This window comes from Microbacterium sp. bgisy189 (assembly GCF_057707225.1).
The window spans coordinates 402,195-426,855 of record NZ_JBYIPT010000001.1; the positions used below are offsets into that span (position 1 = coordinate 402,195).

Below are 24,661 nucleotides of genomic sequence, written 5' to 3' on the forward strand. Positions count from 1 at the left end.
CTCTCCGCGCGCCTCACGCCGACGCGGCGGCCGCAGCCCGGGCCGCGGCGGGCAGTGCGTCGAGGATGCGCTCGACGGCGCCGTCGTCGTGGGATGCCGAGAGGAACCACGCCTCGAACACCGACGGCGGCAGGGAGACGCCGGCATCGAGCATCGCGCGGAAGAACGGCGGGTAGCGGAACGCGTCCTGCGCCTTCACCTGCGCGTAGTCGCGCGGCGGGTCGGCGCTGAACGCGATCGAGAACAGGTTGCCGGCGCGCTGGATGCTGTGGGCCACGCCCTCGGCGGTCAACGCGGTGGAGGCGGCGTCGGCGACAGTGACGGATGCCGCGTCGATGACGGCGTACGCATCGGTGTTGAGGTGCTGCAGCGTCGCGAGGCCCGCCGCGACGGCGAGCGGATTGCCGCTGAGCGTGCCCGCCTGGTACACCGGGCCGAGCGGGGCGAGCAGGTCCATCAGCTCGGCGCGTCCGCCCAAGGCTGCAAGCGGCAGGCCGCCGCCGACGACCTTGCCGAACGTGAGGATGTCGGGGGTGAACGCCACCGGGTCGATGCCCCACCAGCCGGCGGACGACACGCGGAACCCGGTGAGCACCTCGTCGAGGATCAGCAGCGCACCGTGGGCGTGCACGATATCGGCGAGGGCCGCGTTGAACCCGGCGTCCGGCGGCACGAGCCCCATGTTGGCGGCCGCGGCTTCGACGATGACTGCGGCGATCTCGCCGCCGCGGGCCGCGAAGGTCTCACGCACGGCGTCGAGGTCGTTGTACGGCAGGACGAGCGTCTGCGCGGCGACAGCGGCGGGGACACCGGCGGAACCGGGCATCGCGAGGGTCGCGACCCCGGAGCCGGCCTCGGCCAGCAGCCCGTCAGAGTGGCCGTGGTAGTGGCCGGCGAACTTCACGATAAGGTCGCGACCGGTCGCGCCGCGTGCGAGCCGGAGCGCCGTCATGGTGGCTTCGGTGCCGGTGGAGACGAGTCGGAGCTTCTCAACCGGGCGGGCGCCGTCGCGGTCGAGCCGGGCGCGAATGAGCTCGGCCAGCTGCGTCTCGCCCGGCGTAGAGGCCCCGAACCCGAGGCCGTGGGCCGCTGCCTGCTGCACGGCATCCACGACGGCCGGGTGCGCGTGCCCGAGAATCGCGGGGCCCCACGAGCCGACGAGGTCGACGTATTCGCGACCCTCAACGTCGGTGACGTACGCGCCGCGGGCGGAGGTGAAGAACCGGGGGTCGGCGCCGACCGAGCCGAACGCGCGAACGGGGGAGTTGACGCCGCCGGGCATGGCCTGGCGGGCGCGGGCGAATTCTTCGGCGTTCGTGGTCATCGCAGCCATCCCGCAATCTCGGTCGCCCAGTAGGTCAGCACGGCATCGGCCCCCGCGCGCTTGATGCCGAGCACCGACTCCTCGATCGCCCGGCGGCGGTCGATCCAGCCGTGCGCGGCAGCGGCCTCGATCATCGCGTATTCGCCCGACACCTGGTACGCCCACACCGGCACGGGGGAGGCTGCAGCGGCGTCGGCGAGCACGTCGAGGTAGCTCATCGCAGGCTTGACCATCACGACATCCGCACCCTCGGCGACGTCGAGTTCGATCTCGCGCAGCCCCTCGCGGCGGTTCGCCGGGTCCATCTGGTACGTACGGCGGTCGCCCTCCAGCGAAGACTGCACCGCCTCGCGGAACGGGCCGTAGAACGCCGACGCGTACTTGGCCGCGTAGCCGAGGATCGCGGTGTCGGTGTGGCCCGCCTCCTCCAGCGCGTCGCGCACGGCGGCGACCTGGCCGTCCATCATGCCCGACAGGCCGAGCAGCTCGGAGCCGGCGTCGGCCTGTGCGAGCGCCATGTCGCGGTAGCGCACGAGCGATGCGTCGTTGTCGATGCGGCCGTCGGCGTCGAGCACACCGCAGTGGCCGTGGTCGGTGAACTCATCCAGGCACAGGTCGGTCTGCACGACGAGCGCGCCGCCCGCCTCGGCGACCGCGACCCGGGTCGCGACGTTCAGGATGCCGCCGGGGTCGGTCGCACCCGACCCGGTCGCATCTTTGTGCTCGGGCACCCCGAACAGCATGATGCCGCCGACGCCCGCAGCTGCGGCATCCGTGATCGCCCGCTTGAACGAGTCGAGGGAGTGCTGCACGACGCCCGGCATCGACGAGATCGGCACCGGCTCGCTCGCCCCCTCGCGGATGAACATCGGCAGGATGAGGTCGGCGGGGTGCAGGCGGTGCTCCGCGGTGAGGCGCCGCATGGCGGGGGTGGCGCGCAGGCGCCGGGGACGGTCGATCATGTCAGGCCTCGGTTGTGTTCGGTGCAGTCGTGAGTGCGGCGGCGCCCGCGGCGAGCAGTTCGTCAGCGGCACGCACGGCGAGCTCGGCCGGGGCGTCGCGGTCGGGCCACGCAGCGGCGTGGGATGCCGTGAGCACCGTCGTGCCGTCGTGGCTGTAGACGCGGGCGGAGAGGAACAGCAGCTCATCCTCGATGAGCGCGTGCGCGCCGACCGGTGCCGAGCAGCCCGCCTCCAGTCGGGCGAGCACGCCGCGCTCGGCTTCGGCTGCGGCGCGAGTGGGGGTGTGGTCGATCGCGCGGACGAGGGGCTCCTCGCCGCGGCGCACCTCGATCGCGAGCGCACCCTGCGCCGGGGCGGTGGGCCACGCGTCGAGGTCGAGGTATTCGGTGACCACGTCGGTCTCGCCGAGGCGGCTGAGGCCGGCGGCGGCGAGGATCACGGCATCCAGTTCACCGTCGGCGACGAACGCGAGCCGGGTGCCGACGTTGCCGCGGATGTCGACGACCTCGACGTCAGGACGCTTGGCGCGCAGCTGCGCGGCGCGGCGGGGCGAGCCGGTGCCGACGCGGGCGCCGGGCGGCAGGGTGTCGAGGGTGAGGCCGTCGCGGGCGCAAAGCGCATCGCGTGCGTCTTCGCGGGCGGGAACGGCGGCGACCGAGAACGCCGGATGCGGCGCGGTCGGCAGGTCCTTGAAGGAGTGGACGATGACGTCGACGTCGCCCGCTTCGAGCGCGTCGCGCAGGGCGCCCGTGAACAGCCCCGTGCCGCCGGCCCTCGAGAGGGGCTCGCGGGAGCGGTCGCCGTGCGTCGTGATCGTGATCAGCTCGGTCGCGCGCCCCGTCGCGGCCGTGATCGCGTCAGCGACGTGCCCCGTCTGGGTGAGGGCGAGGGCGCTGCCCCGGGTGCCGATGCGCAGGGGAGCAGAGTGCATGCATCCATCCTCCCCCGGTGCGGGAGCGGCGGCAAACCGGGCGGCGCCTGGCGGGCCGGCGCCGCGGCCCACCGCCGCTCTTCGCGCGCGGCGCCGCCCGCTCGCCTGTCACGTTCGGCGGTCGCGGGGCGTGGATTGTGACAGGTGAGCGGGGCACGGTGCCGCTCAGCTGTCACGATCGCGGGTCGCGGGGCGTGGATTGTGACAGGTGAGCAGAGCACGGTGCCGCTCAGCTGTCACGATCGCGGGTCGCGGGGCGTGGATTGTGACAGGTGAGCAGTCGGCGTTGCGTCAGACGAGCAGGCCCATGACGGTGCGGTGGGCGTGCGCGATGATGCCGGCCAAGCCGGAGCCGGCGACGGTTTCGCCGACCGTGGGGAGGGCGGATGCCGTGGGGAGGGTGGATGCCGGGGCCGGTGCCGGGCGGGTCCACTCGATGCGGGCGAAACCGTCGACCGCGTCGAATCGACCGCCCAGCAACGCTTCGGCGTCGGCGCGCGCCACAGCCTCGAGGCCCGTGGGCTCGACGTCGTACGACAGGCGCACGACGTGCCGGTCACCCGCGGCCTCACGCAGCCACGCCCACTTCGTCGTCGCATGGGTGAGGGCCCGCGCCTGGATGCCGGGGGCCCCGTGCGCGACGAGCAGCCCAGACCCGCGGGGTGCCGCGTCGAGCCACGACGCGTCGACGACGAGCGTCGCGAGCACGATCCGCCGGCCGGGTGCCGCCGGCGCGGCGACCCCGGGCGCGGCGACGATCGCGCGACCGGCCACCGCGGTGGGGTCGTCGACGCGGGATTTGAGACGGATCTCCACACCCGTCTGGCGCGCGTCATCCGCGAGGGCGGTGATGAGTCGGTGCATGCCGCCGCGGATGCCGGCGACGGCCGATCCCGGGGGCGCCGCGGCGCGGACGGCGGCGATGGCGGGGCCGAGGCGGCCGTGCTCGGCGAGGGCGGCGGGCAGCCCGGGGTGCGCGCGCGCGACGGCCAGCTCGTCGGGGTGGAGCGAGTGCACGCCGTGCACGACGGGTGCGACGAGTCGGTCGAGCAGGTCGGCGCCCATGCGCTGCCGCACGAGCTCGCCGAGAGATTCGGGCAGCTCGTCGGTTGCGGGCTCGGCATCCCACGCCGCCGCGCGAGCCGCGGCATCCGCGCCGATCACCGCGATCACGTCGGACGCGAGCGGGTCGACGGGGATGCCGAGCAGACCCGTCGCCGGCAGCTGCACCGCGTCGCCGGCCGCCGGTTGCAGCCAGGCGGGTCCCGGCCGCGGCGCGACGATGTCGTCGCCGAGACCGAGTTCGCCCAGGAGCGCCGCGACCGTCCCGCCACGCACCGCGAAGCTCTCGGCACCGGCATCCAGCACCAGGCCTGCGACCTCGTGGGCGGCGACGGGGCCGCCGAGGCGATCGGTGGCCTCGTGCAGCACGACCGACGCGCCAGCACGGGCGAGCGCCCGCGCCGTCACGAGCCCGGCGACACCGCCGCCGATGACCTCGAAGTCCGCGTGCACTGCGCCCACCACCGCCCCGCTCAGAGCGAGTGAACGAGTTCGACCAGGCGGGTCAGCACCGTCGGATCGGTCTCGGGCGGCACGCCGTGACCGAGGTTCACGATGTGCGCCGGGGCCGTCTTGCCGCGCTCGACGACCTCGCGCGCGTGCGCTTCGAGCACGGACCACGGCGCGAAGAGCAGCGCCGGGTCGATGTTGCCCTGCAACGGCACGCCACCGCCGAGGCGACGCGAGGCCTCATCGAGCGGCAGACGCCAGTCGACGCCCATGACATCGGCGCCGATGCCGTGCATCGTCGGCAGCAGCTCACCGGTGCCGACGCCGAAGTGCACGATCGGCACGCCGAGCGCCTTCGCGTGAGCGATCGCATCGGCCGAGTGCCGCACGACGTGCTCGGTGTAGTCGCGGACGCTGAGTGACCCCGCCCACGAGTCGAACAGCTGCCCGGCCGAAGCGCCCGCCTCGATCTGTGCCGCCAGGAACGCGCCGGTGATGCGGGCGCACCATGCCAGCAGCGCCGCCCAGGTGTCCGGGTCGGAGTGCATGAGCGCGCGGGTGCGCAGCTGCTCCTTCGACGGCCCGCCTTCCACGAGGTAGGAGGCGAGCGTGTACGGGGCGCCGGCGAACCCGATGAGCGGCGTCGCGCCGAGGGATGCGACGGTGAGGGCCACGGCATCCCGCACCGGCTGGAGCGCTGCGGGGTCGAGTTCGGGCAGGGCGGCGACCGCGGCGGCGTCGCGCACCGGCTCGGCGAGCACGGGGCCGCGACCGGGCACGATCGTCACGTCGACACCGGCCTGTCGCACCGGGATCACGATGTCGCTGAAGAACACCGCGGCATCCACGCCGTGCCGACGAACCGGCTGCAGCGTGATCTCGGCCGCCATGTCGGGGGTGAGGCACGCGTCGAGCATGTCGGTACCCATGCGCAGTTCGCGATACTCGGGCAGCGAACGCCCCGCCTGCCGCATGAACCAGACCGGCAGGGTCGCGGGGCGATTGCCGCGCAGTGCCTCCAGAAGGGGGGACCCGGCCACCCTTCCATCACGCAGGGGATGGGAATCGGACAGCGTTGGGGACCCGTTCAGCGACACAGCGTTAACATTAGTTCCGTGCTCCTGTGCCTTTCCGCCAACCACCGGAATGCGGGTCTCGACGTGCTCGAGGCCCTCTCCGTCGGTGCGCCGCAGGCCACACGCACCCTCGTCGACGACGTCGCGTTCGTCTCGGGAGCCGTCGTCCTCGCGACCTGCAACCGCTTCGAGGCCTACCTCGACATCGATGAGCCGCTCACCGGTGGCGCCGCCGTCGCGTCGGAATCGGTTGTGGATGCCATGGCCGCAGCCAGCGGGCTCACCCCTGACGAGCTGCGGACCTCCGTGCACGTGCACGAGGGCGATCGGGTCATCTCACACCTGTTCTCGGTGACGAGCGGGCTCGAATCGATGGCCGTGGGTGAAGACGAGATCTCGGGTCAGGTGCGCCGCGCGCTCGACGACGCCCGCACCGAGGGAACGTCGTCGAGCGACCTCGAGCGCCTGTTCCAGAAGGCGCTGCACACGAGCCGTGGCGTACGCAACCGCACGTCGCTGCGCGGCGCGCACCGCTCGCTCGTGCGGCTCGCGCTCGACCTCGCCTCCAGCCGCATCACCGACTGGTCGAAGGCCCGCGTGCTCGTCGTCGGCACCGGCCGCTACGCCGCCCGCACGGTCGGCGCCGTCCGCGCCCTCGGCGCAGACGACCTGCGCGTGTACTCGCCGTCGGGCCGCGCCGCAGCCTTCGCATCGACGCACGGGCTCGTCGCAGAGCCGTCCTTCGCGGATGCCGCGCATCAAGCCGACGTGGTCATCACCTGCACGACCGATGCCGTCGTCCACGCCGACGCGTTCGCACCCGGCCACCGCGTGCTCGTGATCGACCTGGGGCTGCCCCGCAACGTCGACGCCGAGGTCGGCGCCGTCGACGGGGTCGAACTGCTCGACCTCGAAACCATCAAGTTGCACGAGCCGCTCGCCGAGTTCGACGCGCACGCCCACGCCCGCGCGCTCGTGGGGGATGCGGCATCCGAATACGCCGCCGACATCGCCGCCGGCCCCGCCATCACGGCACTGCGCCGCGAAGTGCACGCCCTGCTCGACGCCGAGATCGCCAGGGCCCGCGCCCGTGGCGCCGGAGACGAGACCGAAGCGGCGCTGCGCCACCTCGCGGGAGTGCTGCTGCACGGCCCCTCCGTCCGCATCCGCGACCTCGCGCTGCAGGGGCGCATCGCCGAGGTCGAACAGGCCATGCGAACCCTGCACGACATCGCCGTGCCGCCGGCCGTGACCCCCGCCGTCACCCGCCCCGACGAGCGCGAACAGTCCGCCTGACCCGGCTCTTGCCAGGGGTGTTCAGGCGCGGCGGAACGTGAAGTAGCCGACGACGACGCCCCGTGTGACGACACCTTCGCCGGTGCCCCACATCTTCTGGGAGGTGGACGCCCCGGTCTGCACGAACGTGTATCCGGTGTGCTCGAGGCGCCAGCCGATCTGCTCAACGTGCGTGAGGAAGTAGCCGACGTGGTCGTCGCTGCCGATGAGGTTCTCGCTCGACCCCCACGATGACTGCGCGCCGCCCAGCCCGCTCACTTCGAACTGCAGGTGCAGCACGGTGTCGCCGCGGTCGAAGGCCTCATGGGCCTGGTGCATCATCCGATCGGCGGCGTCCTGCGCGGGCATCGTGCTCCTCTGACTCGGGACTGTGGCGGTTCAGGCCTGTTCGCGCGCCCGCAGATCCTTGCGGAGGATCTTGCCGGAGGCGGACTTCGGCACCTGGTCGATGAACTCTACCCGGCGCACCTTCTTGTGCGGCGCGACGTTGTCGGCCACGAACGCCATCACCTCGTCGGCGGTCAGCCCCGAATCGGGCACCGCAACGATGAACGCCTTCGGAATCTCCTGCTTCTCGTCGTCGAGGACGCCGATGACCGCGGCATCCATCACCTTCGGGTGCCCCAGCAGCAGCGCTTCGAGCTCAGCCGGAGCGATCTGGTAGCCCTTGTACTTGATGAGCTCCTTGAGTCGGTCGACGATCGTGTACCAGCCGCGTTCGTCGTGCGTCGCGATATCACCGGTGTGCAAGAAGCCGTCGGCGTCGATCGTCTCGGCCGTCGCATCGGGGCGGTTCAGGTAGCCGAGCATCACCTGCGGACCCTTGACCCACAGTTCGCCCGGTGCGGTCACACCGTCGTCGCCGAACTCGGTGATCTCTGCCCCCGTCTCGGTGTCGACGAGCTTGCAGATCGTGTTCGGCAGCGCGACACCGACCGAGCTCACCGGCACGTCGTCCCGCGTGTAGGGCATGGCGTGCGAGACCGGCGAGAGCTCACTCATGCCGTACCCCTGGAACATGCGCGCATGGATGCGGCTCCCCGCCAGCTCCGCCGTCTCGCCGTCGAGGGGTGCCGCGCCCGAGAACACCGAATGCACGGTCGAGATGTCGAACGTGTCGACGATGGGGTGCTTGGCGAGCGCCACCGCGATCGGGGGCGCGATGTAGAGGTACGTGCACGCGAAGGCCTGGATGTTGGTGAGGAACTGCTCCAGATCGAACCGCGGCATCGTGACCAGGCTCGCCCGTTGCCGCAGCGCCAGGTTCAACAGCACCGTCATGCCGTAGATGTGGAAGAACGGCAGCACCGCCAGCACCCGGTCGCTGCCTTTCAGGTCGATGTTCACGCGGCACTGCTCGACGTTCGCGACGAGGTTGCGGTGGTTCAGCATGACGCCCTTCGGGACGCCCGTCGTGCCCGACGAGTACGGCAGGACGGCGACGTGCGTGGCCGGGTCGAAGATCACTTCCGGTGGCGACTGCTGTTCGGTGAGCAGTTCACGCAGGTTCGGGTGTCCCTCGGCGCCGTCGAGCACGATGAGGTGGTCATCGGCGATGCCGACGGATGCCGCGGCCTCCTTGGCCTGGGGGAGCAGCGGGCTCACGGTGATGAGCCAGGTGGCGCCGGCATCCGTCAACTGCTTCGCGATCTCACCCGCCGTGTACAGCGAGTTGATCGTCGTCACGACACCGCCGACGCGCAGGATGCCGTGGAACACCGTCGCGAACGCCGGCACGTTCGGGCACAGCAGCCCGACGACCGTGCCGACCTCGGCGCCGCGCGCGGCAAGTGCCCCCGCGAAGGCGTTCACCTGGGCGCGCAGCGCACCGTAGGTCGTCTCTGCGGCCGTTGCCGGATCGATCAGTGCGACCCGTGTGAGCTCGTCATCGGTGAGCGAGCCGAACAGGAAGTCGTAGATGCCCTGGTTCGGAATCTCGACGTCAGGGAAGGGGCTGGTGAACACGGATCGTCTCCCTCGAAGATCACTCCCCGGCCTCGTCGCCGGGATTCGATCCTCTCACCGGTGGCACTCGGGATCAACCGCCGCGGGACTGGGTTTCGACCCGTGTGATCCGCGCGTCAGACCAGCGCGTGGGCTCCTGCCTGGAGGCGTGCCGCAGCGAGCGCTTCGGCCGCCGCGAGCGGCGTCGTGCCGTCGTGCTCGGCGCGGTCGAAGATCGTGCGGATCGTGTCGCCGATTCCTGCGACGCGCGCGAACACCTCATCGCGCGAACCGAGATGCTTGGCGACCAGGTCGAGGTAGATGACCCCGCCCGCGTTCACGACGAAGTCGGGGGCGTAGAGGATGCCGCGGTCTGCCAGACGCTGCGCCCCGCTGTGGGCGGCGAGCGGGTTGTTGGCCGGGCCGCACACCGCGCGCGCATCGAGCGCGTCGATCGTCTCGTCGTCGAGCACCCCGCCGATGCCGGCGGGCACGAACACCTCTGCGGGCACCGTGTGCTCGGTGCCGGGTGCGACCCACGTCGCGCCGAGCTCGGCGGCCAGGTGCAGTTTGTCGGGATTGACGTCGGTGACCGTGAGCGCGGCACCCTCCGTCGACAGGCGCACGGCGAGGCGGCTGCCGACCTGGCCGAGGCCCGAGATCGTGATGCGACGACCGGCGACGTCGGGGGAGCCGGTCACCCGCTCGAGCGTCGCGCGCAGCGACTCGTAGACGCCGAGGCTCGTCGGGCCGGCAGGCTCGCCCGAACCGCCGACGGTGTCGGGCAGGCCCACGACGTGCTCGGTGCGCTCCGAGACGACGAGCATGTCGCCCGTGGTCGAACCCACGTCTTCCGCCGTGCGGTACAGGCCGCCCATCAGCTCGACCGCGTCACCGAGGTCGAGGAAGGCGGCGCGACGGCGTTCGGCATCGAGCACCGTGCCGGGCGGCAGAGCGATGACGGACTTTCCGCCACCGGCATCCAGTCCCGCGGCCGCGTTCTTCAGCGTCATCGCGGCCGACAGTCGCAGGGCGTCGCCGAGCGCATCGCTCCAGTGCGGGTAGGTCCACAGCCGGGCGCCACCGAGGGCGGAGCCGAGGACGGACGAGTGCAGGGCGACGGTGATGAACAGGCCACTGCGCCGTCCGGTGATCACCTCCACGCGCTCGTGGGTGACATCGGGCAAGGGCAGAGCGTGGGTCATCGCGTTCTCTTTCGGCCGGCCTTGTGGGCGTGCACTCGCGGCCCGCGGCGTTGCGGGTCCATGACCATTGTGCGCCTGATCGCGTCGATTTGCGAGCAGATTCGCTGCGCGATGGCTCGCGAGATTGCGCGAACTGTCGCGAAACGGCCCTCCGGGCGACAGTTTCGGCAATCTCGGCGGCGGGGTGGATGCGGTCAGGCGAGGCCGACGTGCCCGCACGCCGCGCACCTGCGCAGATGCACCCACCAGCCGTCCACCGCGTCGCATTCGGCGCAGCCATCGCCCGAAGGCGGTGCCGTCGTGTCGAATCGTGTGTCCGTCATGTGGTCAGGCTGCCCATCCGGCGGCCACTATGCTCGGGTCCCGACACGGGGTGCCGATGCGTTCGCGCGGCGGCTGAGATCACACCCGTCGAACCTGATCTCGATCATGCGAGCGAAGGGATGTCGCCGATGAGCGTGCACCTGACCACACCGTCCACCCATACAGCCACCCCCGCCGGGCCCCCGGAAGGCCGGTCGCGACGCGCAGTCGCCGCGGCATCCATCGGGACCGTGCTGGAGTGGTACGACTTCTTCCTCTACGGCACCGCGGCAGCCCTCGTCTTTCCGACGCTGTTCTTCACGCGTGAAGAGCCGCTGACGGCGATCCTGCTGTCGTTCGCCGTCTACGCCACCGGCTTCATCGCGCGACCGATCGGCGGACTCGTCTCGGCGCACTTCGGCGACCGCATCGGCCGGCGGCGCACACTGCTCGCGACCCTCTTCGTCATGGGCACAGCGACCGCGCTCATCGGCGTGCTTCCGACCTACGAGCAGATCGGCGTCGCGGCCCCCGTGCTGCTGGTCGTGTTGCGATTCGCACAGGGCGCTGCCGCCGGCGGGGAGTGGAGCGGTGCCGCGCTGCTCGCCCTCGAGAGTGTCGGCACGCGCCGCGCCGTGGCCGGCGCGCTCGTGACGAGCGGACTCTACGTCGGGCTCATCCTGGGCAGTCTCGCGTTCACGATCGTCGCAGCCGCCGTCGGTGACGAGGGCCTGCTCGCGTGGGGATGGCGGCTGCCGTTCCTCGCCGGCGGCGCCCTGGTGCTGCTCGGACTGTACCTGCGCACACGCGTCGCCGAGACCCCCGAGTTCGACCGGGTCGTCGAAGGCGGCGACCGCGAGCGCGCGCCGCTGCGGGCCGCGCTCGTGGCGCCGCGCAACGTGTTCGCCGTGTTCCTCGTCCGGTTCGGCCAGAACGTGAGCTTCTACGTCGTCTCGGTGTTCTGCCTCGGCTACGCGACCACGGTGCTCGGCATGCCGAAGACCGTCACCCTCACGGCGCTTATGGTCGCCGCCGCCGTCGCCGCCGCGCTCTGCCCGGTGTGGGCGCTGCTGATCCGGCGCGCCGCGTGGGTCACCGGGGGAGCGCTCGCAGCGCTCGCAGTGCTCGCGGCACCGCTGTTCGTCGTGCTCGACACCCGTGACGCGACGCTCGTCGTCGCGGTGCTCACGCTCATGATCGGCATCGTCAACGCCGCTGCCGACGGCGTGCAGCCGGCCTGGCTCGCGTCGCTGTTCGACCCCGCGGTGCGTTACTCCGGCATGACGATCGGTCGCGAAGCGGCGGGAATCGTCGGCGGCGGACTCGCGCCGCTCGCGGCCACCGCGATGGTCGCGGCGACCGGCCACTGGTGGCCCGTCGCGACGCTCATGGCACTGGCGGCGCTCGTGGGCGCGGTCGGCGCGGTCATCGCGCGCCCCGTCACCCGCTGACGTCGGCTCAGACCAGCGCGAGCGCGCGGTGCACCGAGGCGACGGCACTCGAGACTTCGCCGGCGGCGGCGGCGGCACGCTTCATCGACCCGCGGCGCACGTCACCGGCGGCGAACACCCGTGGCGTCGACGTCTCGAACGGCAGCGGCTCGCGGCCCACGTGCTGCCAACGTGCGAGGGTCTGCACCTGCACATCGGTGCCGGTGCGGATGAACCCCTCGGCGTCGCGATCGAGCTGCGCGATCCAGTCGGTCGCGGGCTGTGCACCGATGAAGCAGAACAGGCCGCGGGCGTCGACCTCGCCGACTGTGTCGATGCCGACGGATGCCAGTGACCGTTCGCCGCCGAGCGACACGACGTTCAAGGCCATGCGCACCCGGATGCGGGGGTCTTCGGTGAGCCTTCCGACCAGGTATGACGACATCCGCGCGCCGAGATCGTCGCCGCGCACCACGAGGTCGACGGGGCAGTCGTTCGCAGCGAGATACAGCGCCGCCTGCCCGGCGGAGTTGGCACCGCCGACCACGACGACCGGTCGCCGGCGACCTGCCGCAGTTCGAGCGGGGTGGCGGCGTAGTAGATGCCGGCGCGCTCGAACTCGTCCCAGCGATCCAGCTGCAGACGGCGGTACGCGGCGCCCGAGGTGACGATCGCCGACCGTGCGCAGATGATGCGGCCGTCGGCGAGGGTGATGTCGAGGTTGTCGCCGGACTGCTCGAGCGAGACGGCGGCGCACGGTGCGTACACGCGCACGCCGAACTTCAGCGCCTGCAGCGTCGCCTGGCCGATCAGGTCGCCGCCGCCCATCAATTTCAAGGTCATCGCCGCCGTGCTGTTGCGCAGCCCCTCGCGGCGCGCCCACAGGGCGTGCAGCAGCAGGTCGCACAGCTCGTCGTCCTCGTCCATGAGCGCGCGCAGGTCGGCGCGGCTGACGAGGTGCACGAGTCCCGCTTCGGCGACCCGCAGCGACAGGAAGGGACGCTGCCCGTTGAGCGCGCCGAGTTCGCCGATGAAGGTGCGGCGGCCGCCGGTGCCGATGATCTCTTCGTCGATCCACTTCAGCTTCTCGCGCACGACCTCGACGAGCGCTGATTCGACGACGACGAGCGCCGGACCCTCCTGCCCTGCACGCACCAAGAACTCGCCGACTTCGGCGTCGTGCGGCGTCGCGTGCGATCGCAGCTTGTCCCACTGCTCGTCGGTCAACGTGGGATTCATGACGGTGCCGGATTCGTGCATGTTCGACACACTCGTCACCCGACCCGTGCCCGGGATCGGGGCCCGATCTGCCGTGCGCGAACACGGCTTAGGCTGAAGCGGTGACCGCGCCCGAAGACCTCTCGCCCCGCAGCCGACTCGTCCATGATGCGCTTCGCGCCAAGGGCATCGCCGGTGAGATCGTCATGCTGCCCGATGCCGCATCCACCGCCGTGCTGGCCGCGCAGGCCCTCGGCGTCGAGGTCGGCGCGATCGCCAACAGCCTCGTCTTCCAGTGCGACGACGCACCGCTGCTGGTGATGACCAGCGGTGCGCACCGCGTCGACACGGCCGCGCTCGCCGAACGTCTCGGCACCGGTCCGATCCGCCGGGCGACGCCCGAGCAGGTGCGCGATGCGACCGGGCAGGCGATCGGCGGCGTCGCACCCACGGGCCACCCCGCCCCGCTGCGCACGGTCGTCGATGCCGACCTGCGCGCGTTCGACGAGATCTGGGCTGCCGGCGGCACACCGCACACCGTCGTTCCGCTCACGTTCGACGAGCTGGTCGCGCTCACCGGTGCCACCGTCGCCGACGTCGCCTGAGCGCCCCCTCACGCACCCCCGGCGATGCGCGCGCAGGTCACGGCGGCAGCGGCCGACCATGCCTGCGGACGGCACGCGGCCGGATAGGGCGCGGGTGCCGGACGACCGGCTTCACCGGACGCGTCCCCGGCGTAGAGCTCCGGCATCCGATATTCGAACGACTCGGCCGCCTCACGAGACTGTGGCGTGGAGGCGGGGCGGCACTATCGCGCGTACAGGCGACGGGAGAGGGTCGATGCCGCGTCCGTCACCGCGGCGACGAGCACCTGTTCATCGCGATCGGCGTCAGCGGGCCACGTGACGGCGACGGCGGCGGCGGGCCAGCCGGCGTGATCGCGCACGGCAACGCCGACCGATCGCAGGCGCGTTGTGACCTCGCCGTCTTCGGCGGCGTGCCCCGCGGCGCGGACCCGCTGCAGAACGGGTCGTAGCTCCGACAGCCGCCGGGGCCCGCGGCCGGTGCGGTCGGCGAAGGCCCCGGCATCCGGGAACAGCGCCCGCACCTGCGCGGCGGGCAGCAGCGCGAGCATCGCCCGCCCCGTCGCGGTGAGATGCGCGGGCAGCCGCACGCCCACGTCGGTCACGAGGGCGGGCCGGCGCGGCGCCCGCTCCTCGACGATGTACAGCACGTCGCGCCCGGTCATGACGGCCAGGTGCGCGCTCTCACCGACCCGGTCGGCCAGCGCCGCGACGAGCGGTCGACCGATGCGCGCGAGCGGTTCTTGCCGGGCGAACCCGCCGGCGAGTTCGAACGCGGCGGTGCCGAGTCCCCAGCGGCGCTCGGCCTCGAGGTGCACGACGAACCCGTGGGCAGCCATCGCGGCCAGCAGGTGATAAACGGTCGATCGAGGGATGCCGAGGGCATCGGCGATCGTGCGCGCGGCGACAGGGCCGCGCTGGCGCGCGAGGTAGCCGAGCATTCGCAGCGTCTGGTCGGCGGCCGGCACCTGCGGCTTGTCTGGGATCACAGACACATGATGCCATCCACCCTGTGGCGACGCGCACCGCGGGGGAGTGGAATCGGAGCATGCCTCCGATCGAGACCGTCACCGTCGGCGCCCGCCCGCTCACCCCGGCCGAGCTCGTCACCGTCGCCCGCCACGACGCCACCGTCGTCATCGACCCCGCCGCGCTCGCCCGTGTCGCCGAGACCCGCGCCCTCGTCGAGCGCCTCGCCGACGACCCCGAACCGCACTACGGCATCTCGACCGGATTCGGCGCGCTCGCCACGACCTTCATCGCACCGGAGCGTCGCCGGCAGCTGCAGGCGAGCCTCATCCGGTCCCACGCCGCAGGCACCGGTGCTGAGGTCGAGCGCGAGGTCGTGCGATCGATCCAGCTGCTGCGCCTGCAGACCCTCGCGACCGGCCGCACCGGCGTCCGCCCCGTCGTCGTCGAGACATACGCCGCCCTCCTGAACGCCGGCATCGCGCCCATCGTGCGCGAGTACGGATCGCTGGGCTGCTCCGGTGATCTCGCACCGCTCTCGCACATCGCGCTCGCGGCGATGGGCGAAGGCGAGGTGCGCGACGCCGAGGGGCACCTGCGTCCCGCCGCCGATGTGCTCGACGAAGCCGGGATCGTCCCGCTCGTGCTGGAGGAGAAGGAGGGCCTCGCCCTCATCAACGGCACCGACGGCATGCTCGGGATGCTGCTGCTCGCCCTCCACGACCTCGACGTGCTGCTGACGACCGCCGACGTCGCAGCGGCCCTCTCGATCGAGAGCCAGCTCGGCACCGACGCCGTCTTCGCCGCCGACCTCATGGCGCTGCGCCCGCAGCTCGGCCAGGCCGACTCCGCCGCGAACCTCCGCGCCTTCCTCGCCGATTCGCCGGTCGTCGCGAGCCACCGCGACCCCGCCGTGTGCACCCGTGTTCAGGACGCCTACTCACTGCGCTGCTCGCCGCAGGTGCACGGCGCCGCCCGCGACACCATCGACCACGCCCGCACGATCGCGGTGCGAGAGCTGTCGGCCGCCGTCGACAACCCGGTCATCACCCCCGACGGCCGGGTCGAATCCAACGGCAACTTCCACGGCGCGCCGGTCGCGTACGTGCTCGACTTCCTCGCGATCGCCGTCGCCGACGTCGCCTCGATCTCGGAGCGCCGCACCGACCGGGCGCTGGACCGCACCCGCAGCCACGGCCTGCCGCCGTTCCTCGCGGACGAGGTCGGCGTCGACTCGGGTCTCATGATCGCGCAGTACGCCGCAGCCGGCATCGTCTCCGAGCTCAAGCGCCTCGCGGTGCCGGCATCCGTCGACTCGATCCCGTCATCGGCGATGCAGGAGGACCACGTGTCGATGGGCTGGTCGGCCGCCCGCAAGCTGCGCCGCGGCGTCGACGGGCTCGCCCGTGTGCTCGCGATCGAGGTCATCACCGGATGCCGCGCCCTCGACCTGCGCGCCCCCCTGCAGCCCGGCCCCGCCACCGGCGCCGTCCGCGACCTGCTGCGCACCGTCGTCGCGGGCCCCGGCCCCGACCGATTCGTCTCGCCCGACCTGGAGACGGCAACCGACCTGGTGCTGTCGGGCGCTATCGCCGCGGCCGCGGTGGCTGCGGCATCCACTTCTTCGGAGATTCACGCAACTTCGGAGGCCACGCCGTGAATCCGTCCGACGCTGTACAGATCACCGAAGAACGAACGGCGACGCCAAGGGAGGCAGCCATGACCACGACCCGCACCGTCCGCGCGCCGCGCGGACCCGAGCGCACGGCGAAGAGCTGGGGTGCCGAGGCCGCCAAGCGGATGCTGATGAACAACCTCGACCCCGAGGTCGCCGAGCACCCCGAAGACCTCGTCGTCTACGGCGGCACCGGCCGCGCCGCCCGCAGCTGGGAGGCGTACGACGCGATCATCCGCACCCTCGACGAGCTCGAGCCCGATGAGACGCTGCTCGTGCAGTCCGGCAAGCCGGTCGGCGTGTTCCGCACGCACGAGTGGGCGCCGCGCGTGCTCATCGCCAACTCGAACCTCGTCGGCGACTGGGCGACGTGGCCCGAGTTCCGGCGCCTCGAATCGCTCGGCCTCACGATGTACGGCCAGATGACCGCCGGGTCGTGGATCTACATCGGCACGCAGGGCATTCTGCAGGGCACCTACGAGACCTTCGCCGCCGTCGCCCGCTCGCTCGGCCGCGACTCGCTCGCCGGCACACTGACCCTCACCGCCGGCTGCGGCGGGATGGGCGGCGCGCAGCCACTCGCGGTCAAGCTCAACGACGGCGCCGTGCTCATCGTCGACGTCGACGAATCGCGCCTGGCCCGCCGCGTCGCGCACGGGTATCTCGACGAGTACACGACCGACCTGGATGCCGCGGTCACCCGCGTCAGCGCTGCCCGCGACGCCGGCGAGGCGCTCTCGGTGGGGGTCGTCGGCAACGCCGCCGAGGTGTTCCCCGAACTGCTGCGCCGGCAGGCATCCGGTGACGTGCAGATCGACATCGTCACGGACCAGACCAGCGCCCACGACCCGCTCGCATACCTGCCGGTGGGCGTCGCGTTCGACGACTGGAAGGCCGACGCCGAGCGCGACGCGGAGGATTTCACCCGCCGCGCCCGCGAGGCGATGGCCGAGCACGTCGAGGCGATGGTCGGGTTCCAGGATGCCGGGGCTGCCGTCTTCGACTACGGCAACTCGATCCGCGCCGAGGCGAAGCTCGGCGGCTTCGAGAACGCGTTCGCCTTTCCGGGGTTCGTGCCCGCCTACATCCGGCCGCAGTTCGCCGAAGGCCGCGGCCCGTTTCGCTGGGTGGCGCTGTCGGGTGATCCCGAGGACATCGCCAAGACCGACCGCGCCGTGGCAGAGCTCTTCCCCGACAACGCCGGGCTCGTCCGGTGGCTCGAGAAGGCGGGGGAGACCGTGCACTTCGAGGGACTCCCTGCCCGCATCTGCTGGCTCGGGTACCAGGAGCGGCACCTCGCCGGGCTGAAGTTCAACGAGATGGTCGCGTCGGGCGAGTTGAAGGGTCCGGTCGTCATCGGCCGCGATCACCTCGACGCCGGTTCGGTGGCGTCCCCGTACCGCGAGACCGAGGCGATGGCCGACGGATCAGATGCGATCGCCGACTGGCCGCTGCTGAACGCGCTGCTGAACACGGCATCCGGCGCATCGTGGGTCTCGATCCACCACGGCGGCGGGGTCGGCATCGGCCGCTCGATCCACGCCGGCCAAGTCACCGTCGCCGACGGCACGGAGTTGGCCGCCGAGAAGCTCGCGCGGGTGCTCGTCAACGACCCCGGCACCGGCGTCATGCGGCACGTGGATGCCGGCTACGACCGCGCCCGCGAAGTCGCCGCCGAGCGCGGCCTCAACGTGCCGATGGCGGAGACCCAGTGACCGCGACGCTGCTGACGAACATCGGCGAGCTGACGACGAACGTCGCCGCCGACGGCGACCCGTGCGGCACGCTGCACGACGCGGCGCTGCTGATGGAGGACGGCCGCGTCGCGTGGGTCGGCCCGGCGAGCGAGGCGGGGGACGTTTCGTCTCGCTTCGCTCGCTCAACGACCGGTGGGGTCACCTCGGTCGTTGAGCGAGGAGCGCAGCGACGAGACGAAACGCCGCTCGAGGTCGTCGACGTCGGCGGTCGAGCGGTCATCCCGGGGTTCGTCGACAGCCACACGCACCTCGTGTTCGGGGGCGACCGGGCCGACGAGTTCGAGTCGCGGATGGCCGGCATCCCGTATGTCGCCGGCGGCATACGACGCACCGTGGCGGCGACACGGGCCGCGTCCGACGACGAGCTGCGTGCCAGGCTGCTCGGCTTCGTGGCCGAACTCCACGCGCAGGGCACCACGACGTTCGAGGTGAAGACGGGCTATGACCTCACCGTCGAGGGGGAGGCGCGACTCGCCCGACTCGCCCGCGAGGTGACAGACGAGGTCACCTTCCTCGGCGCGCACGTCGTTCCGGCCGAGTACGCCGACGACCGCGACGGCTACGTCGACCTCGTCACCGGTCCCATGCTCGAGGCCGTGAAGCCGTACGCGAAGTGGTTCGACGTGTTCTGCGAGACGGGTGCGTTCACCCCCGCCGAGACCCACCGCATCCTGCTCGCGGGCATCGGCGCCGACCTCCTGCCGCGCCTGCACGCGAACCAGCTCGGCTACGGCGAGGGGGTCGCGATCGGCGTCGAATACGGGGTGTGGTCGGTCGACCACTGCACCTACCTGTCCGACGACGACGTCGCAGCGCTCGCGGGCTCCGACACGGTCGCGACACTGCTGCCGGGGGTCGAGTTCTCGACGAAGCACCCGTACCCCTCCGCGCGTCGCCTCATCGATGCCGGTGTGACGGTGGCGCTCGCGAGCGACTGCAACCCCGGCACCAGCTTCACGAGCTCGATGCCGCTCATGATCGCCCTCGCCGTGCGCGAGATGGGGATGACGCCCGGCGAAGCGGTCTGGGCTGCGACCGCCGGCGGCGCGAGGGCACTCAACCGCACCGACGTCGGCCAGCTCGGCGTCGGCGCGCGGGCGGACCTCGTCGTGCTCGATGCCCCGACGCGCGTGCACCTGGCCTACCGGCCCGGCGTGCCGCTCGTGCGCGACGTCTTCAAAGACGGCGCGCCGGTCTGACGCCGCGCGGCCACCTCACCGCGGCGAGTCGAAGCTCCACTCGTCGGGGTCGATCGCTGACGCGACGTCCCAGTCGTCACTCGTCCACGTGAATGTCGCGACGGCGCACGTCGGCATGTGGCCGATGCCGCCACCCGACAGCCGTTCGGCGAGCACCGTCATCCCGGGATCGTGCGCGACGACGGCGACGGCGTCCGCACCGGATGCCGCGGCTGCCGCGAGCAGTGTGCGCTCCGGGGCGCCGTACAACTGCTCGTCGAGCACCGGGTCAAGGCCGAACGCGTCGCCGAAGTAGCCCGCAGTGGTGCGGGCGCGCACTGCGGTCGAGGCGAGGATCGCATCGAGGCGAAGGCCCGTCCCGTGCAGGCGTGCTGCCATCACGGGGGCATCTCGAAGCCCACGCTCGTTCAGCGGCCGGTCGTGGTCGTCGAGCCCGGGGTCGCCCCAGTCGCTCTTGGCGTGGCGAATCAGCACGAGCGTGGTCACACGGTCTCCTTTCGGGCGCCGAGGCCCGCCAGCAGGTCGAGCACGCAGAGCGCGGCGAGCCGCACCGTACGTCCGTCGGGCACATCGGCGGTCGCGTCGACCTCGACGATGTCTGCCCCGACCACGCGCGCATCTGCCGCGGCTCGGCGCACCAGGTCGCGCAGTTCCCACGCCTGCAGACCGCCGGGCACCGATGCAGGGCAGCCCGGCGCGACCGACCGGTCGCACACGTCCACGTCGATGTCGAGATGAACGCGCGAACCGGCAACGTCGAGCGCTTCGGCCATGACGTCGGCGGTCCCGCGGCGTCGCACCTCGTCGAGTCCGATGACGCGGATGCCGTAGTCCGCCGCGCGGCGAGCGTAGGCCGCTGAGTTCGCGAAGTCCGCAATGCCGATCTGCACGATGCGTGCCGGGTCGAGGCCCTCCTCGATCAGGCGGCGGACGGGGGAGCCGTTGGATGCGCCGTCACGCAGATCGAAGTGCGCGTCGAGGGTGATCAGTCCCGTCGCGCCGAGCCCTTGCGCCGTCGCGAAGGTGATCGAGTTGTCGCCGCCGAGCGCGATCAGCAGACCGGCATCCAGCGCACCCACCCGCTCGCGCACTCGCGCCTCGCCGGCGTGCCCATCGGGATCGGCGACATCGCCGGCGTCGGCGATCGTCAGAACCTCGTTCAGGTCGACCGGCGGCGGGCCCATGACGGTGGGGCTGTAGCGGCGCAGCGCCTCGCGCACGGCGCCGGGGGTCGCGTGTGCACCGGTGGGCGACAGCGACGTGCGGAACGCCGGGATGCCGAGGATCACGGCATCCGCCCGCCCCGAAGGGCGGGGCCAATCGCCGGCGCGCGGCCAGAGCGGATCGACACTGAGTGCAGGACGGATGCTGTTCATCAGCCGAGATACACCCATGCTTCGCGGCCGCTGGCGAGCGTGACCCGCTCGCGGTGGAACAGCGACATCTCGAACTCGTCGGCGGCGTCGACCTCGTCGTCGGTGAGGTGCAGCACGCGGCCGGTCACCTTGTCGCGGGCTGTGCCGGTGCGGCGCAGCATCGGATGCACGGTCATGCCGGTGCGGTCGCTGAAGCGTGTGTCGCGGATCTCGACGTAGTCGGCGGTGTAGCCGGGGAGCACGTCGGGCTCGGTCTGAACGACGCGCCCGAACGTGTCGAGCTGGAGCTCGGGCTGCTGGAGCGCTCCGTAGCTGAACAGCAGTGCACCCTGCCCGGTCTCCATGGGTCCAGGCTACCCGGGAGCAGGTCCGCAGACGAGGGCGATCAGCCCAGGAATGCGTGTGCGATCGTGAAGATCACCAGGCCCGCCAGGGCGCCCACGATGGTGCCGTTGAGGCGGATGTACTGCAGGTCGCGGCCCACCATGAGCTCGATCTTCTCGGTGGTCTCGGCCGGGTCCCACTTCTCGACGGTGTCGGTGATGATCGAGGCGAGGTCGTGGCGGTAGCGGTCGACGAGGAAGACGGCGGCGTCGGTGATCCTGTCATCCACGCGCCGCTGGAGCGCCTCGTCGGTGGCGAGGCGCTCGCCGATCTCACCGAGCGCAGCGGCCGCGCGGCGACGCAGACCGCTCTCGGGGTCGGCGAGCGAGGCGAGCAGGCCGTTCTTCGCCGTGTTCCACGCCTCCGCGGCGAGTTCCCGCACGCGCGGACTGTCGAACACGGCGCTCTTGGCGTCTTCGAGACGCCCGATCGTCGCCGGGTCGTGCTGCAGATTGTCGGCCAAGCGCGCCAGGTACCCGTCGACGGCTCGCCGAGCCGGGTGGTCCGGGTCGGCCTGCACGGCCGCCGTGAACTTGACGGCCTCGTGATAGACCGTGTCGTCGACGAGCCGCATCGCGACCGACGGCACCCACGAGGGCAGACGGCGCGAGACGAGCCCCGTGAACGCCTCACGGTTCGCGGCGAGCCACGTCGCGATGCTGTCGACACCGAGGTCGACAGCGCCGCGGTGCGCGTCGGCGGTGACCACCCGGTCCAGCCAGCCACCCAGTGTCGGGCCCCACTCCGGGCTCAGCAGGTGCTCGCGGGCGAGGTCGCTGATGAGGTCTTGCACCTCGTCGTCGCTGAGCGCGGTGAGGATGCCCGAAGCGACCGTCGCGCCCTCGGCGGCGATCTTCTCGGCGTTGCCGGGCTCGCGCAGCCACTCGCCGGCCTTCGCCGCAATGCGTGTGGATTCGAGCTTCGCGCGCACGACATCGGAGGCGAGGAAGTTCGTCTCGACGAATTCACCGAGGCTCCGGCCGATCTCGTCCTTGCGGCGGGGAATGATCGCGGTGTGCGGAATCGGAATCCCGAGTGGATGCCGGAACAATGCGGTGACCGCGAACCAGTCCGCCAGTGCACCGACCATGCCGCCCTCAGCCGCGGCCCGCACATACGCCCACGCGGGCATCGTCTGCTGCAGCGCGAACGCGATCACGAACAGGATCGCCATCGCCGCGAGTGCGCCCAGCGCGACGCCCTTCATCACCCGCAGGCCACGTCGACGCTCCTGGTCGGCGGGACTCAGCAGGTGCGGCGGGGTGCTCGGCATCCCGACATCCTCGCACGCGGGTTATCCTTTCCGCGTGATCGACGACATCCGCAAGCGCGCCCTGCACCGAACGAGCATCATCGAGGGTCAGGTGCGGGGGCTGGCGAAGATGATCGAGAACGAGGACTACTGCATGGACATCATCGCCCAGTCCCGGGCTGTGCAGAAGGCGCTCGCCTCGCTTGACAAACTGCTCGTCGAGAACCACCTGCGCACCCACGTCGCCCACATGTTCGAAGCGGGCGGCGAGCAGCGGGAGCAAGCCGTCGCCGAACTGTTGAAGGCGTACGACTTCGACGCGCGCTGAACCCATGAGCGACAGTCCTGCCCTCGGCGCCCGCGCCGAACTCGCAGCCCTCGCCGTGCGGGTACGCCGCGGGGGAGCGGCCCTGCCCGAACTCGCAGCGCTTCCCACGGCAGAGGATCCGCGTGCGGCCGCGGTGCTGATCCTGTTCGGTGTGCTCGACGACCTGCCTGCAGGTCGCGACGCGGACGATCCCGCCGTCTCGCGCGACCTCGACGTGCTGCTGCTCGCGCGCGCCGAGTCGCTGCGCTCGCATCCGGGACAGGTCGCCTTTCCGGGCGGACGCGTCGACCCGAGCGATCGTGACCCGGTCGCGGCAGCGCTCCGTGAGGCGACCGAGGAGACCGGCCTGGATGCCGGCGGTGTCGAGGTGCTCGGCGCGCTCGAAGACGTGCCGCTTGCCTACTCCGGTCACCTGGTCACGCCGGTGCTCGCGTGGTGGCGGCATCCGTCGGCGGTGCGCGTCGTCGACGAGGCCGAGTCCTCGGCCGTGTTCCGCGCTCCGGTGGCCGACTTGCTGAACCCCGAAAATCGCGGCGTGACGGTCATCCGACGAGACGGTCAGGAGTGGCGTGGGCCTGCGTTCCTGCTGCCGGCACGGGGCGCCGAACCCGAGCACCTGGTGTGGGGGTTCACGGGCATGCTGCTCGACGGCCTGTTCACGCGCCTCGGCTGGACCGAGCCGTGGGATGCCGACCGCGAGATCCCGCTGCCGCCCGGCGTCGGCACCTCAGCCGACGACACCGGCACCTGACCGAGCCGCTCAGGGGAGTGGGCCGAGCCAAGCGGTCGCGACCGTGCTGTGCGCCGACTCCGGGTCGGAGGGGTGGAACATGCCGGCCAGCACGTCGCGGTACAAACGGCTGAGCTCGCTGCGGGTGAAGTACGACGACCCGCCCGCGACGAGCATCGCGTCGTCGACGACCCGCTTGGCGGTGGTGACGGCGCGGTGCTTGAGCCCGCTGAGCTTCGCGAACCACTGGCCGCCATGGTCGACGAGACCATCCACGTCGCCGGCGATCGCGTCGATCTGCGGCGGCAGCGCGTCGTAGGCGAGCGCCATGTCGGCGATGCGCCAGCGGATGTCGGGGTCTTCGCTGTACGGGGATCCGGTCTTCTTCGACGTGCGGGTTTTGACAGTCGCCACGGCGACCTCGAGCGCCCGCCGCGCGATGCCGGTGTAGACGGATGCCAGGAGCACCTCGAAGACGCTGAAAATGCCGAACACGAGCGGGTCGGGATTCGGGCCTGGTGCAATGCGGCGCACGACCCGGTCAGCGGGGGCGACAGCGCCGTGCAGTTCTGTCGTGCGCGATTGGGTGCCGCGCATGCCGAGGGTGTCCCAATCGTCGCGGGTGACGACGGCATCGGTGCGGGGAACGAACGCGTAGACCATCTTCGGGCTGTCGGGGCTCGTGGTGTCGAGGCCGTGCAGGCCGAGTTGGGTCCACACGGGTGCGAGCGATGTGAAGATCTTCGTTCCCGTGAACGCATAGCCGCCGTCGGACTGCGGGACGGCATCCGTGTCGCTGCCGAAGAGGACGAGGTCGTTGCCCGCCTCGCTGATGCCGAACGCGAACACCTCGCCCGACGCTGCGCCTTCCTGCACGAAGCGGAGGTCATCGATGCCGCGGTCCTCGAGCACCTTGGCGACGCCGGTCCACACCAGGTGCATGTTGACCGCGAGGGCGGTCGCGGGGGCGGCGCCGGCCAGTCGCTGCTGCAGCACCGCCGCTTCACGCAGGCCGAGGCCCGCACCGCCGCGCGCGGTCGGAACGAGGATTGAGAGATACCCCGCGGCGCGCAGGTCGGCGAGGTCCTCCTCGGGAAAGACGTTGTCGCGGTCGACGGCGGCAGCCCGACCGCGGATGCGCTCGAGCAGGTCGTCTGGCAGGTGGTCGGTCGGGGAGAAGGTGCTCACGCTCTCCATCTTCGTCCC

Annotated in this window: 23 protein-coding genes, 1 pseudogene and 1 riboswitch; of the genes and pseudogenes, 8 read left to right on the forward strand and 16 right to left on the reverse strand. The window is 71.7% G+C overall.

The genetic code is table 11. The features are described from left to right. Positions 1 to 13 precede the first annotated feature (13 nt). The 5 genes from hemL to hemE form a co-directional block, all read right to left on the reverse strand. Complete coding sequence (gene hemL / locus AC3ENX_RS01950) at positions 14 to 1,333, reverse strand: glutamate-1-semialdehyde 2,1-aminomutase (protein WP_434810156.1); 1,320 nt, start codon at positions 1,331 to 1,333, stop codon at positions 14 to 16. After that, on the reverse strand, positions 1,321 to 2,286 hold the full coding sequence (gene hemB / locus AC3ENX_RS01955) for a porphobilinogen synthase (protein ID WP_434810157.1): 966 nt from the start codon (positions 2,284 to 2,286) through the stop codon (positions 1,321 to 1,323). Before hemB ends, hemL begins: the two co-directional genes overlap by 13 nt. A gap of 1 nt (position 2,287) precedes the next feature. After that, the gene (hemC, locus tag AC3ENX_RS01960; protein ID WP_434810158.1) at positions 2,288 to 3,217 is read right to left on the reverse strand and encodes a hydroxymethylbilane synthase; all 930 of its coding nucleotides are present in this window, start codon (positions 3,215 to 3,217) and stop codon (positions 2,288 to 2,290) included. Positions 3,218 to 3,508: 291 nt separating this feature from the next. Next, a complete protein-coding gene (locus AC3ENX_RS01965) occupies positions 3,509 to 4,741 on the reverse strand; it encodes a protoporphyrinogen/coproporphyrinogen oxidase (RefSeq protein WP_434810159.1) in 1,233 nt (410 codons plus the stop codon). Positions 4,742 to 4,752: 11 nt separating this feature from the next. Continuing rightward, complete coding sequence (gene hemE, locus AC3ENX_RS01970; protein WP_434810375.1) at positions 4,753 to 5,802, reverse strand: uroporphyrinogen decarboxylase; 1,050 nt, start codon at positions 5,800 to 5,802, stop codon at positions 4,753 to 4,755. Positions 5,803 to 5,844: 42 nt separating this feature from the next. Between hemE and AC3ENX_RS01975 the strand changes: the two genes are divergently transcribed. Further along, on the forward strand, positions 5,845 to 7,101 hold the full coding sequence (locus tag AC3ENX_RS01975; RefSeq protein ID WP_434810160.1) for a glutamyl-tRNA reductase: 1,257 nt from the start codon (positions 5,845 to 5,847) through the stop codon (positions 7,099 to 7,101). A gap of 21 nt (positions 7,102 to 7,122) precedes the next feature. Here the strand turns inward: AC3ENX_RS01975 and AC3ENX_RS01980 are convergent, their stop codons facing one another. From AC3ENX_RS01980 to AC3ENX_RS01995, 4 genes and pseudogenes are all read right to left on the reverse strand, one after another. Then, the gene (locus AC3ENX_RS01980) at positions 7,123 to 7,449 is read right to left on the reverse strand and encodes a hypothetical protein (protein ID WP_434810161.1); all 327 of its coding nucleotides are present in this window, start codon (positions 7,447 to 7,449) and stop codon (positions 7,123 to 7,125) included. A 30-nt stretch (positions 7,450 to 7,479) separates the two neighbouring features. Further along, complete coding sequence (locus tag AC3ENX_RS01985; protein WP_434810162.1) at positions 7,480 to 9,066, reverse strand: AMP-binding protein; 1,587 nt, start codon at positions 9,064 to 9,066, stop codon at positions 7,480 to 7,482. A 116-nt stretch (positions 9,067 to 9,182) separates the two neighbouring features. Then, positions 9,183 to 10,250, reverse strand: coding sequence for a Glu/Leu/Phe/Val dehydrogenase family protein (locus AC3ENX_RS01990; RefSeq protein WP_434810163.1), 1,068 nt, complete (start codon positions 10,248 to 10,250; stop codon positions 9,183 to 9,185). 203 nt (positions 10,251 to 10,453) lie between these two features. Then, positions 10,454 to 10,573, reverse strand: a pseudogene (locus tag AC3ENX_RS01995) (ubiquitin carboxyl-terminal hydrolase family protein); the annotation flags it as partial. Between the two features lie 36 nt (positions 10,574 to 10,609). Beyond that, positions 10,610 to 10,711, forward strand: a riboswitch (TPP riboswitch). Between AC3ENX_RS01995 and AC3ENX_RS02000 the strand changes: the two are divergent. Continuing rightward, positions 10,703 to 12,004, forward strand: a complete 1,302-nt coding sequence (locus AC3ENX_RS02000) for an MFS transporter (RefSeq protein ID WP_434810164.1) — start codon at positions 10,703 to 10,705, stop codon at positions 12,002 to 12,004. Its footprint overlaps the riboswitch before it by 9 nt. A 7-nt stretch (positions 12,005 to 12,011) precedes the next feature. Here AC3ENX_RS02000 and AC3ENX_RS02005 read toward each other — a convergent pair whose 3' ends face one another. Further along, complete coding sequence (locus AC3ENX_RS02005; protein ID WP_434810376.1) at positions 12,012 to 13,307, reverse strand: NAD(P)/FAD-dependent oxidoreductase; 1,296 nt, start codon at positions 13,305 to 13,307, stop codon at positions 12,012 to 12,014. Positions 13,308 to 13,323: 16 nt separating this feature from the next. On the opposite strand from AC3ENX_RS02005, the gene AC3ENX_RS02010 reads away from it, so the two are divergent. Beyond that, positions 13,324 to 13,806, forward strand: coding sequence for a YbaK/EbsC family protein (locus tag AC3ENX_RS02010; RefSeq protein WP_434810165.1), 483 nt, complete (start codon positions 13,324 to 13,326; stop codon positions 13,804 to 13,806). Positions 13,807 to 14,009: 203 nt separating this feature from the next. On the opposite strand, the gene AC3ENX_RS02015 is transcribed toward AC3ENX_RS02010, so the two are convergent. Further along, the gene (locus AC3ENX_RS02015) at positions 14,010 to 14,726 is read right to left on the reverse strand and encodes an IclR family transcriptional regulator (protein ID WP_434810377.1); all 717 of its coding nucleotides are present in this window, start codon (positions 14,724 to 14,726) and stop codon (positions 14,010 to 14,012) included. Positions 14,727 to 14,833: 107 nt separating this feature from the next. On the opposite strand from AC3ENX_RS02015, the gene hutH reads away from it, so the two are divergent. Genes hutH through hutI form a run of 3 tightly spaced genes read left to right on the forward strand, consistent with a single transcriptional unit; the run spans position 14,834 to position 19,385 of the window. Continuing rightward, positions 14,834 to 16,414 (forward strand): histidine ammonia-lyase, encoded by a 1,581-nt coding sequence (gene hutH, locus AC3ENX_RS02020; RefSeq protein ID WP_434810166.1) that lies wholly within the window; start codon positions 14,834 to 14,836, stop codon positions 16,412 to 16,414. A gap of 59 nt (positions 16,415 to 16,473) precedes the next feature. After that, the gene (gene hutU / locus AC3ENX_RS02025; RefSeq protein ID WP_434810167.1) at positions 16,474 to 18,144 is read left to right on the forward strand and encodes a urocanate hydratase; all 1,671 of its coding nucleotides are present in this window, start codon (positions 16,474 to 16,476) and stop codon (positions 18,142 to 18,144) included. Continuing rightward, on the forward strand, positions 18,141 to 19,385 hold the full coding sequence (gene hutI / locus AC3ENX_RS02030; RefSeq protein WP_434810168.1) for an imidazolonepropionase: 1,245 nt from the start codon (positions 18,141 to 18,143) through the stop codon (positions 19,383 to 19,385). Before hutU ends, hutI begins: the two co-directional genes overlap by 4 nt. Positions 19,386 to 19,400: 15 nt before the next feature. Here hutI and AC3ENX_RS02035 read toward each other — a convergent pair whose 3' ends face one another. Genes AC3ENX_RS02035 through AC3ENX_RS02050 form a run of 4 tightly spaced genes read right to left on the reverse strand, consistent with a single transcriptional unit; the run spans position 19,401 to position 22,418 of the window. Further along, positions 19,401 to 19,871, reverse strand: a complete 471-nt coding sequence (locus tag AC3ENX_RS02035) for a SixA phosphatase family protein (RefSeq protein ID WP_434810169.1) — start codon at positions 19,869 to 19,871, stop codon at positions 19,401 to 19,403. Then, positions 19,868 to 20,761 carry an arginase family protein gene (locus AC3ENX_RS02040; protein ID WP_434810170.1) on the reverse strand — a complete coding sequence of 298 codons (894 nt, stop codon included), beginning with the start codon at positions 20,759 to 20,761 and terminating at the stop codon, positions 19,868 to 19,870. The genes AC3ENX_RS02035 and AC3ENX_RS02040 overlap by 4 nt, the downstream gene beginning before the upstream one ends. Continuing rightward, positions 20,761 to 21,105: a gamma-glutamylcyclotransferase family protein gene (locus AC3ENX_RS02045; protein WP_434810171.1), complete on the reverse strand. Its 345-nt coding sequence runs from the start codon at positions 21,103 to 21,105 to the stop codon at positions 20,761 to 20,763. The genes AC3ENX_RS02040 and AC3ENX_RS02045 overlap by 1 nt, the downstream gene beginning before the upstream one ends. 41 nt (positions 21,106 to 21,146) lie before the next feature. Then, positions 21,147 to 22,418 (reverse strand): DUF445 domain-containing protein, encoded by a 1,272-nt coding sequence (locus tag AC3ENX_RS02050; protein WP_434810172.1) that lies wholly within the window; start codon positions 22,416 to 22,418, stop codon positions 21,147 to 21,149. 34 nt (positions 22,419 to 22,452) lie between these two features. Here AC3ENX_RS02050 and AC3ENX_RS02055 point away from each other — a divergent pair, with 34 nt between their 5' ends. After that, positions 22,453 to 22,725 carry a metal-sensitive transcriptional regulator gene (locus AC3ENX_RS02055; RefSeq protein ID WP_434810173.1) on the forward strand — a complete coding sequence of 91 codons (273 nt, stop codon included), beginning with the start codon at positions 22,453 to 22,455 and terminating at the stop codon, positions 22,723 to 22,725. A gap of 4 nt (positions 22,726 to 22,729) precedes the next feature. Beyond that, positions 22,730 to 23,476, forward strand: coding sequence for an NUDIX hydrolase (locus tag AC3ENX_RS02060; RefSeq protein WP_434810174.1), 747 nt, complete (start codon positions 22,730 to 22,732; stop codon positions 23,474 to 23,476). Between the two features lie 9 nt (positions 23,477 to 23,485). Here AC3ENX_RS02060 and AC3ENX_RS02065 read toward each other — a convergent pair whose 3' ends face one another. Continuing rightward, positions 23,486 to 24,652, reverse strand: a complete 1,167-nt coding sequence (locus AC3ENX_RS02065) for an acyl-CoA dehydrogenase family protein (RefSeq protein WP_434810175.1) — start codon at positions 24,650 to 24,652, stop codon at positions 23,486 to 23,488. Between the last annotated feature and the right edge of the window lie 9 nt (positions 24,653 to 24,661).